The 9,773-nt window shown below is 59.9% G+C and carries 8 protein-coding genes and 1 pseudogene; 2 read left to right on the forward strand and 7 right to left on the reverse strand.

Annotation, left to right across the window (positions count from 1 at the left end):
• From L972_RS18630 to ygeW, 5 genes are all read right to left on the reverse strand, one after another.
• Positions 1–187 (reverse strand): amino acid kinase family protein (locus L972_RS18630; protein WP_047440210.1); only part of this gene is annotated, 187 nt, incomplete at its 3' end.
• Positions 188–246: 59 nt separating this feature from the next.
• Positions 247–1,665 carry a dihydropyrimidinase gene (hydA, locus tag L972_RS18635; RefSeq protein ID WP_047440212.1) on the reverse strand — a complete coding sequence of 473 codons (1,419 nt, stop codon included), beginning with the start codon at positions 1,663–1,665 and terminating at the stop codon, positions 247–249.
• A 110-nt stretch (positions 1,666–1,775) separates the two neighbouring features.
• Positions 1,776–2,993: a YgeY family selenium metabolism-linked hydrolase gene (locus L972_RS18640; RefSeq protein WP_047440214.1), complete on the reverse strand. Its 1,218-nt coding sequence runs from the start codon at positions 2,991–2,993 to the stop codon at positions 1,776–1,778.
• 125 nt (positions 2,994–3,118) lie between these two features.
• Positions 3,119–4,318 carry a diaminopropionate ammonia-lyase gene (gene dpaL / locus L972_RS18645; RefSeq protein ID WP_047440216.1) on the reverse strand — a complete coding sequence of 400 codons (1,200 nt, stop codon included), beginning with the start codon at positions 4,316–4,318 and terminating at the stop codon, positions 3,119–3,121.
• A gap of 136 nt (positions 4,319–4,454) precedes the next feature.
• Complete coding sequence (gene ygeW, locus L972_RS18650) at positions 4,455–5,642, reverse strand: knotted carbamoyltransferase YgeW (RefSeq protein ID WP_005336811.1); 1,188 nt, start codon at positions 5,640–5,642, stop codon at positions 4,455–4,457.
• A 605-nt stretch (positions 5,643–6,247) separates the two neighbouring features.
• Between ygeW and L972_RS18655 the strand changes: the two genes are divergently transcribed.
• Positions 6,248–6,841, forward strand: coding sequence for a hypothetical protein (locus L972_RS18655; protein WP_047440217.1), 594 nt, complete (start codon positions 6,248–6,250; stop codon positions 6,839–6,841).
• A gap of 41 nt (positions 6,842–6,882) precedes the next feature.
• Here the strand turns inward: L972_RS18655 and L972_RS18660 are convergent, their stop codons facing one another.
• A complete protein-coding gene (locus tag L972_RS18660; RefSeq protein WP_047440218.1) occupies positions 6,883–7,887 on the reverse strand; it encodes a Wadjet anti-phage system protein JetD domain-containing protein in 1,005 nt (334 codons plus the stop codon).
• Between the two features lie 211 nt (positions 7,888–8,098).
• Here L972_RS18660 and L972_RS18665 point away from each other — a divergent pair, with 211 nt between their 5' ends.
• Positions 8,099–9,370, forward strand: coding sequence for a lipase family alpha/beta hydrolase (locus L972_RS18665; RefSeq protein ID WP_052200096.1), 1,272 nt, complete (start codon positions 8,099–8,101; stop codon positions 9,368–9,370).
• Here L972_RS18665 and L972_RS21125 read toward each other — a convergent pair.
• A pseudogene (locus L972_RS21125) lies at positions 9,310–9,773 on the reverse strand (IS3 family transposase); the annotation flags it as partial. The gene L972_RS18665 and the pseudogene L972_RS21125 overlap by 61 nt on opposite strands.

Consider the following 9,773-nt stretch of genomic DNA (forward strand, 5'->3'; position numbering starts at 1 on the left):
CCGCCACTTCGAACGCCTGCTGGATCATCCCCACCTGCGGCCCGTTGCCGTGGGTGACCACCACCTCGTGCCCCTGGGCGATCAGGTCGGCGATGGTGTGCGCCGTGCTCTGCACCGCCTTCATCTGCTCGGGCAGGTTGTTGCCCAGAGCGTTGCCCCCCAGGGCCAGTACGATACGCTGTTTCATCTTGTGCTCTCCGATGATAAGGGTGGGCCGGTGTCATACCGGCTCGGTTGTTCTGTCTATCACTGTGCTGATTGTTGTTCTTGGGCCGTGGCTCCCAGCAGCGGATCAAAGGGCGCTCTGGCCAAAAACTGGCCATGACCACGCCGCCCTAGAAACTCGCCATCGCGAGCGACTATCTCGCCGCGACTGAGGGTCATCCTGATCTGGCCGGGACAATGCATCCCCTCGTAGGGGCTGTAGTCGCCATTGTCGTGCAGGGCGGCGTGGTGGATTTGTGTCTCGCCACGGGGATCCATGATCACCAGATCGGCGTCAGATCCCGGTTGCAGGTTGCCCTTGCGCGGCCAGAGGCCAAACAGGCGCGCCGGATTGGCGCTGGTGAGGGCCACGAAGCGGGATGGCGAGATTCGCCCCCCGAGCACCCCGTGGGCAAACAGCAGCAGCATCCGGTTCTCGACGCCCGGCAAACCGTTGGGGCAGCGGCTGAAATCGCCGCCTGACAGGGTCATGCGCTGGGCGTGGGAGAAGTTGCAGTGATCAGTCGCCACCGTGTCGATGTCGCCAGCTGCGATGCCGACCCACAGCTTGTCCTGCTCGCGGCGTGAGCGCAGCGGCGGGCTGAGCAGATAGTCGACTCCGTTCTCCCGGTAGTAGCAGGAATCATCCAAAAGCAGATATTGCGGGCAGGTCTCCACCCAGACTGGCTGGCCCTGACGGCGCGCCAATTTCAGATACTCCAGCCCCAGTCCGTTGGAGAGGTGGACGATATAGAGCGGGGCATTGCCCGCGAGCCCCGCCAGATTGATCATCCGGGCGATCGCCTCCGCCTCGCACTCCAACGGACGGCTTTGCGGGTGATACCAGGGCTCATGATGGCCAGCGGCGAGCAGTGCCGCACGGCGCGCCGCGATGGCGGCGTCATTTTCGGGATGGACGGTAGCAAGCGCCCCCACCTCCTTGAGGCGGGCCAGGGCGCGCAGCACGTCATGGTCCCCCAGCTTGTACTGGTAGGTGAGGTAGAGCTTGAAGCTGCTGATCCCCTCCTCCTGCACCATGGCGGCCATCTCGTCGAGGATGGCGTCATCCACATGCTGGATCACGCCGTGAAAGCTGTAGTCGATCACCGCCTGATCGGCGGCGTAGTCGTGATAGCGGGCCAGCTGGTGATGCAGATTGCACCGCGCCGGGCCAAATCCCATGTGGTCGATGATGGTGGTGGTGCCACCACAGGCGGCGGCACGGGTACCGCTGAAAAAGTCATCGCAACTGCGGGCAATCCCCACATCGATGTTGAAGTGGGTGTGGACGTCGATGCCACCCGGCATTACATAGCCGCCGCTGGCATCGATCACCTCGGTTTCGCTATCGGGCTGGATAGCGGCGGCGCGCGCGCGGATCACCCCGTTCTCGATCAGCAGATCCTGACGATATTCACCCTGTGCATCGACCAGCACACCGTTTTTGATCAGCCGTTTCATCCCCACCACCTCGAATGCTTTTTGCCTTCAAACAGCAAGGCCCCGCCTCAATGGAGACGGGGCACTTGCAACAGCCGTGCGGCGATGGCAGTCACCACCCGGCAGACCCCTTACTTGTCCAGCTCGGCCAGATAGAGCACGGGGATCACGGCGTACATGGCGGCGCACTTGACCAGATGCTCTTTCCAGGTCTTCTCGTTCGGTGCGTGGGCCTCCGGCTCTTTACCCGGGCCAAAACCGATGACCGGAATGCCGTGGCGACCCATGATGGAGACCCCGTTGGTCGAGAAGGTCCACTTGTCTACCACCGGCTCCTTGTTGAACAGCTCGCGATAAGCCTTGGAGAGGGTTTTGACGGTGATGTGATCCTCTTCCACCTTCCAGGTCGGGAAGTAACACTCGGTCGGGTAGACCAGACCGGTGTAGGCCGGACGGTCGTACTGATACATGGAGACCTCGGCACCGGCGGCTTGCACCGCAGGCAGGGCACGGATCTCGTCGAGCGCACCTTGCCAGGTCTCGCCCCAGGTGAGACGACGGTCGATGGAGACGGCGCAGCTGTCTGCCACGGCGCAGCGGCTTGGCGAAGTGAAGAAGATCTCTGAGACGGTCAGGGTGCCCTTGCCGAGGAAGTCGTCGTTGCCTAGGTTGTGGCTCAGCTCCTGCAGCTCGCCGAGGATGGGGCCCATCTTGAAGATGGCGTTGTCACCGCGCTCCGGCGCAGAGCCGTGGCAGCTCACCCCCTGCACTTCCACACGGATCTCCATGCGGCCACGCTGGCCACGGTAGATCTGGCAGTCGGTCGGTTCGGTACTGACCACAAACTCGGGGCGGATCTTGCTCTGCTCGATGATGTACTGCCAGCAGAGGCCATCGCAATCCTCCTCCTGCACAGTACCGGTTACCAGCAGGGTGTACTGATCTTCCAGTCCCAGATCCTTGATGATCTTGCCCGCATAAACCATGGAGGCCATGCCGCCTTCTTGGTCAGATGCGCCGCGACCGCCGATGATCTCGTGATCTTCCATCCCCTCATAGGGGTCGAAGGTCCAGTTGGCGCGGTTGCCGACACCCACGGTATCGATGTGGGCATCCATGGCGATCAGGTGTGGGCCGTGGCCAATATAACCCAGCACGTTGCCCATGGGGTCGATCTCAACCTTGTCGAAACCAACCTTCTCCATCTCCTGCTTGATGCGCAGCACCACGCGCTCTTCATCGCAGCTCTCGCTCGGGATGGCGATCATGTCGCGCAGGAACTGACTCATTTCGGCCTTGTACTGGTAGGCCTTCTCCAACACCATTTCAAACGGAATTTGCTTGCTCATCGTGATTCTCCATAACAACTGAGAGTGCGCGGCCTGTTCATCGGCAGCGCCCTGTGCCCGTTACCGCGCCACGTTGACGAGGCGCGATCAATGCTTCAATTCGTGTCTCTGCTCTGGCGGGAGAGTTAGTCGCAGGCAGGATGCTTGCCTTCCCACACCACTTCCCGATAGTGGGTCACATCGGTGTCCCCTTCGGTGTTGATGATGAGCACGACCGAGTTGCTATCCAGCCCCAGACGTTCCATCAGTGCCGCGCGATCCGGGTGGTGACGCACCGCCGCCAGCACGCCGGTACCGACCGAGCCGGACTCACCGGAGATGATGCGGGGGTCATTGCCAAGAGGGTTGCCGAGCACTCTCATGCCCAATGCCGACACCTTGTCGTGACAGGAGATGAACTGGGTGGTGCAGCCCCTGAGCAGCGGCCAGCCAAGCGGATTGGGTTCGCCGCAGGCGAGACCGGCCATGATGGTGCGCATATCGCCCCCCACGTTGACCATCTCCCCCGCCACGCCGGAGCGGTAGATGCAGTCGGCCTGATCCGGCTCGACCACGATGCTGTGCAGGTTTTTCGCCCCGAAGCAGTCCACCAGATAACCGAGCACTCCGCCCGCCAGCGCCCCTACCCCGGCCTGCAGCAGCACGTGGGTCGGCTGCTTGATGCCCATATCCTGCATCTGCTCGACCGCTTCGTCGGCCAGGGTGGAGTAACCCTGCATGATCCAGGTCGGGATCTTGGTGTAGCCCTCCCAGGCGGTGTCCTGAACGATGTGCCAACCGCGCTCTTCGGCCATCTTCATGGTCAGGCGCACGGTGTCGTCGTAGTTCATGTCGGTGACGATGCACTCGGCACCGAGATTGAGAATGTGGTCCACCCGCTCCCGGGCCGAGCCCTTGGGCATGTAGACCACCGCATGCTGACCCACCTGCTTGGCGGCCCAGGCGACGCCACGACCGTGGTTGCCATCTGTGGTGGTGGCGAAGGTCATCGGCTCCTTGATGGTGCGCTTGATGAGATCGAAGGAGAAATCCTCGACGGCCACCCCGTATTTTTCACAGAGCAGGTTGGCAATGGCATAGACGCCACCCAGCATCTTGAAGGCATTGAGGCCAAAGCGTTTTGACTCATCCTTGACCAGAATATTTTTTACCCCGATATAGGCGGCCAGATCTTTCAGGTCGCACAGGGGAGTCGGTTCATAACCGGCCAGTTTCTTATGAAAGGCACGGGCCTTTTGTGCTTCGGCGCGAGAAAACAGGGGAGATGGATCACCGGTAAAAAAACGGTTATCGGCAATATCCATCTTCAGAGAAAATTGGGACATGCGTACCTCATCCAGATTATGGGGTCGGGAGCCATCTCACCGGGAAATCCGATATTCAGATGCCACGGGGAGAAAACTCGAAATAATGGGTTCGACAGCGTGGGCAGGATGAATATTCACCCTGCCCTGCCGTTATTTATTTCACCCGCTTTTGCGCCTCTTTAATCAGATTTTCCAGGGTTTCTGCCGGGGCGGAGAATTTACGGGCCATGATCATGGCGGCGATAATATAGGGCTTCCAGCTCGCCTCTTTGTAAGTGGCGATACGGTATTTCTCGAATACCCCTTCGGTTACTTCCCCTTCCTTGCAGGAGACACCGGAAATATCGGCGGGCAGGCAGTGCATATAGAGCGCCTCGCCCCCCTTGGTGAGCTTCATCATCTCCTCGGTGCAGTGCCAATCCTTGTGCTTGGCGTTCTGCTCAAGGCAGTGTTTCTCCAGCTCCTTGAGGCCGGCGTGGTCATTGGCACGCAGCAACTCGGTGCGCTGCTCCATCACCTTGTAGGGGGCCCAGGACTTGGGATAGACGATATCCGCATCCTTGAACGCCTCTTCCATGGAGGTGACCTGGCGGAAGCTGCCACCGGATGCCTTGGCATTCTCCTTGGCCACTTCGATCACATCCGGGATCAGGTCATACCCCTCCGGGTGGGCCAGGGTCACGTCCATACCGAAACGGGTCATCAAGCCGATGATGCCCTGGGGCACGGAGAGCGGCTTGCCGTAGCTCGGGGAGTAGGCCCAGGTCATCGCAATCTTTTTGCCCTTGAGGCTCTCCAGACTGCCGAAGTGCTCCTGTAACCAGGCGAGATCAGCCATGGACTGAGTCGGGTGATCAATGTCGCACTGCAGGTTGACCAGCGCCGGACGCTGGGGCAGTACCCCCTTCTCGAACCCTTCATCCAGTGCGGCGCCCACTTCGCGCATATAGGCGTTGCCGGCACCGAGGAACATGTCGTCACGGATCCCGATGGCATCGGCACAGAAGGAGATCATGTTGGCGGTTTCACGGACGGTTTCGCCGTGGGCGATCTGGGATTTGCCCTCGTCCAGATCCTGCTGGGCCAGACCGAGCAGGTTCAGGGCAGAGGCGTAAGAGAAGCGGGTTCGGGTGGAGTTATCGCGGAAAACCGAGATACCGAGCCCGCTGTTAAACAGTTTGGTGCAGATATTTTCGGCGCGCAGGGTCTTGAGTGATTCGGCCAGTTTCAATACCAGCTCCAGCTCCTGAGGCGTTTGCTCCCAGGTCAGCAGAAAATCTTTTTCATGCAAGTTGGATTTGAGTGCTCTGATCTCTTTGATTAATTCGTTAACTGCTTTCATCGTTCGCCCCAATCATTGGATGAGATATGGATAGCTCCCCTTTCACTCACGATGTCACCAGCATCCCGGTTGTGGGTGAGCGCGTCGGTTAGCGTCGATATGAGGCAATCAATAACCGTGCCAAACCAATAAAATGCAGGAAGATATTAATAAATGACGAAAGTGTGTGATGCCACCCACAAAATCAGTGGCTATTTCAGCGGTTTATTCCATAAAAGGATGGATAGGGTGGCCAAGCGATAAAATAGCCGGGTGATAATAATCAGAGGCGATATCTCGGCATCGGTGAGAATTATCATCAAAGGTCAGTTTCAGGGGCTGAAATGATATCAGTGGGGCTGTCGTTATCATTATGATAATGCCCGCAGTACCTTTTCTCTTGGAATGATCTCTCCAGCGTTGACACTGCTGCTATCTCGCCTCCCCTGCACTCCCGTATCACCTCTCTCCTTATCTTCCGGCCACATTGCTGGGCGCGGTTGGCCCAAGGTGCTAACGTGAATACGCCAGCTGCGCATCTGTCTCGGATGCTCAGGAGAGGCCGACGTTCATGACCGCAACTGCGCGGATGAACCTGCATGACTTACATCTTTGAGGGATTATCTATGTCCAGGAATGCTGCTCTGCTCATCACCCTGACCCTGCTCGGTATAGCCCCAGCCCACGCCATCAGTGCCAAATATGCCGAGCAACTGGAGCGATCCGGTTGTACCCAGGTTACCGAGGCGCAGGGCTGTGACATTCACAAAACCAAAGCGGAAAATGCCAAGGCGGGATTTGGCACGGCCGCCCCGGCCGCGAAGGGCGGTCTGAATCTGAGCTATGAGCAGAAGCTGGAGCACTCGGGCTGCACTCAGGTGAGCGAGCTCAATGGCTGCGATATCAACAAAACCAAGGCTGAGAACGCGGCTGCCAGTGTTGGCAATGCTCCGGCCGCGGCAACCAGCGCCAGCCCCTATGCGGGCAACTGGATCGCCACCTTCCCCCAAACCGGCGCCACCGTGGCCAATATCCGCATCGATGGCAAGGATCAGGTGTGGGTCAACGACAAGAAGGTCAATGCCAAGAAATCCGATGGCGCGCTGGTGTTCAAGGATGGCATGGTCATCTACACCATTCAGGGTGATCGCCGCATCAAGGGTGAAGACGGCTGGGTCGATAATGATGCCGGCACCAAGGGGCCCATCAACGCCAAGTAAGCAGCTGACCACGAAATGACGGGGAGCGCGGGCACCCCGTTTCACCCCTGATTGCCCATCGCGTCCAATGACCAGCTCCGCCAGTGAGGGGCCAGAATCAATACCTCCTGCTCCAGCCAAGTCCCGTCTGTGATCAGTTTATCGAGCCAGGGAACGCCTGCCAACGCGCCATGACCATCGACCTGATCAGTCTGCGTCGTCACACGCCAGGGCACCTTGCCACTGTCCGTCGCAAATGTGCGAACAGGGCGGGCATAGTGCTCCAGATAAGGTTGCAGCTCACAGGGAAGCCAGAGCATGGCCGGTCGATTTAGCTCGCGCGCCAGCTCGATGGCAATATCGATACCCCGTTGATCGAGATCGCCAAAATGGGCCCACTGCACGCCCGCAGGCAGCAGCGGGACAAGCTGTTTGGCCAGGGTAGTATTGCGACCGGGGGCAAAGAGCAGCAGTTGCCCGGGTTGCAGCGGGTAGTCGACAAAGGCACCCTTGTTCTCCACCGTAATGACCCGCTCCCCTTGCCAGCCGATGGCAGCCAGCGTGCCCAAAACCCGCTCCGGCAACGCCAACTCCCCCAGCAGCGCCATTATTGCCGTCATATCGTGCTGCTGACCGTGCAGATCGACCATTGAGAGCGGTTCGAGGGTACGGATGCGGATCACCTCATCCTGCGTGAGCGACAAGTCCGCAAGCTGTGGCGCGGCGAGGGATGCTGATCGCGAATGCTTGCTGTCCCCATGCCAGAGGGCATAAAAGCAGGCCTGATTGAGCCGTGCAGGCAAACTCACTCCCAGACGTTGCAGCTGCTCCCCCTTGTCCGGTTCGGGGGGCGCAGCCCGTGCCAGTTGTCCGGTCAGAAGAGTCCGCCCCGCGTCGGTCAATATATGACGGGAACTGCGCCCAACTGACTCGACTCCGCCCACAGCCTGCAGCAACTCCTTCAACTCGCGGCCATGCCGACTCTCAAGGGAGCAGCCCTTCTCGTTCTGGCTATCGAGCAACCGTGCACACAAATCCTGTACCCGCATCTCATCAAACAGCGACATCCTCACCTCTCCATGTAGCTTCATATGACGAAGTAGAGGTGATTTTCCCTGTCATTACCGTGACCGGCTTCGCAAGCGGTTCTTATCAGCCCCGCCATGCATGGCCCGTACTGGTAAACCCGCTACAAAGGGCGCAAGCTGGTTTGATATTGAGATACGCTGCGCTCTTCGCGGCACGACAACGCGACACCCGCTTTCACAAGGGCTTGCCATGACCGACGCCACAGACCCCTCGCCATCCTCTTCCTGGCATCTTTCAGATATCCGCGAGCTGGCGCACCTGCTGACTCTGGCGCTGCCCGCCGCGGTAGAGATCACCGAAGCAGTACATCAGGCGGTGCTAAGCGGTATGGGTCTCAAGGGGCGGGATGAGGGGAAGACAACCGGGATCACCGGGCTGGTCTACAAGGGGGTACATGGCGCCGCCAACAACCTAAGCAGCGGCATCAACCAACTGCTCAGCCGCCTGCCAGCCACTCCGCCGCCCCACCAGATCCCCGAGACCCCGAAACGTGCGGCCCTGATCGCCACACTCAACGGCGTGTTGGGGGACAAGCTGGTCGAGCACCACAATGCTCTCGCCACCCCCATGACCCTGCGCTATCAGGGCAAGCCCCTCGATTGGCAAGCGATGCCGGAGGATCTACCCCGCGAGGGACGGGTGCTGCTGATGATCCATGGCCTCTGCATGAACGATCTGCAGTGGCAGACCGAGCATCAAGGCAAGCCGGTCAATCACGGAGAGCAACTTGCCAACGTGCTTGGCTATCAGCCTCTTTACCTGCGCTACAACTCGGGCCTGCCCATCGCACAAAACGGACAGGCGCTGGCCCTGCTGCTGGAGCAGTTGCTCGCCCACTGGCCGGGAGAGCTCAAAGAGATAACGATAATGGGCTACAGCATGGGGGGACTGGTTGCCCGCAGCGCCCGCCACCATGCCGGCGTGGCCGGGCTCACCTGGCCTGCGCACCTTGCCAACCTGATATTTCTCGGCACACCACACCACGGCGCGCCGCTCGAACACGCCGGTCACTGGCTGGAGCAGTTGCTGCCCGCCACCGCATACAGCGAACCCTTCGTCAGGCTGGCGCGGCTGCGCAGTGCAGGCATCAGGGATCTGCGCCACGGCAAGGTGAGCGATACCGTTGCACGGCCGGATCCCGCCGTCCCCTCACAGGATCCTCGCACGCCACTCCCCTTGCCCTGTGGCGTCAACTGTTATGCCATCGCCGCGACCACTGCCGCCAAGCGCAGCCTGCTGGCCGACCGGCTGATTGGCGATGGACTGGTGCCCCTTCGTAGCGCCCTCGGTCAGCACAACGAAGCGCGCCATCAGCTGGCTTTTCTTCCTGCCCATACCCTGATTGTCTATCGCACCAGCCATATGGCCCTACTCACCAACCCGCAAGTGGGCCAGCAACTGCTGCGCTGGCTCAGCCCAACGGGCGGCCTCTTCTGCTGCACAGCCCGAAACACCGCCTGACTGACCAACCCGGTGGTCATTCGTTCTTCCATCGCATAACCCACTATCTCACAGGTAAACACATCCTTGAGACCAGCCAGATAAAGCCAGCCTTCGTCGGTGGCGATATAGGTGATATCACCGGTCCAGACTTCGTTGGGCTTCGTCGGCGCAAAGACCTGACCAAGGAGATTCTCCGCCACAGGCAGGGAATGAGCAGAATGGGTTGTCGTCTTGAATTTGCGCTTTTGTTTGCAAGACAACCCCATTTCGCGGCGCAATCGCCCAATCCGGTCCCGTCCAGCGTAAAATCCTTCGGCGGCCAACTCAGCTTGTAAACGCGCAGCGCCATAGGTCTGGCGCGTCTTGCTGTGAGCAGCCCTAATGGGATGGTCTGCTCCATCCAACCCGCTATGCTGGAGCC

The sequence above is a fragment of the Aeromonas sp. ZOR0001 genome (assembly GCF_000801015.1).
Classification (GTDB): Bacteria; Pseudomonadota; Gammaproteobacteria; order Enterobacterales; family Aeromonadaceae; genus Aeromonas; species Aeromonas veronii.

What these genes read in the sequence shown, in the direction of transcription:
- hydA (WP_047440212.1), bottom strand. Translation starts at nt 1,665, where the DNA reads ATGAAACGGCTGATCAAAAACGGTGTGCTGGTCGATGCACAGGGTGAA.
- L972_RS18640 (WP_047440214.1), bottom strand. Translation starts at nt 2,993, where the DNA reads ATGAGCAAGCAAATTCCGTTTGAAATGGTGTTGGAGAAGGCCTACCAG.
- dpaL (WP_047440216.1), bottom strand. Translation starts at nt 4,318, where the DNA reads ATGTCCCAATTTTCTCTGAAGATGGATATTGCCGATAACCGTTTTTTT.
- ygeW (WP_005336811.1), bottom strand. Translation starts at nt 5,642, where the DNA reads ATGAAAGCAGTTAACGAATTAATCAAAGAGATCAGAGCACTCAAATCC.
- L972_RS18655 (WP_047440217.1), top strand. Translation starts at nt 6,248, where the DNA reads ATGTCCAGGAATGCTGCTCTGCTCATCACCCTGACCCTGCTCGGTATA.
- L972_RS18660 (WP_047440218.1), bottom strand. Translation starts at nt 7,887, where the DNA reads ATGTCGCTGTTTGATGAGATGCGGGTACAGGATTTGTGTGCACGGTTG.
- L972_RS18665 (WP_052200096.1), top strand. Translation starts at nt 8,099, where the DNA reads ATGACCGACGCCACAGACCCCTCGCCATCCTCTTCCTGGCATCTTTCA.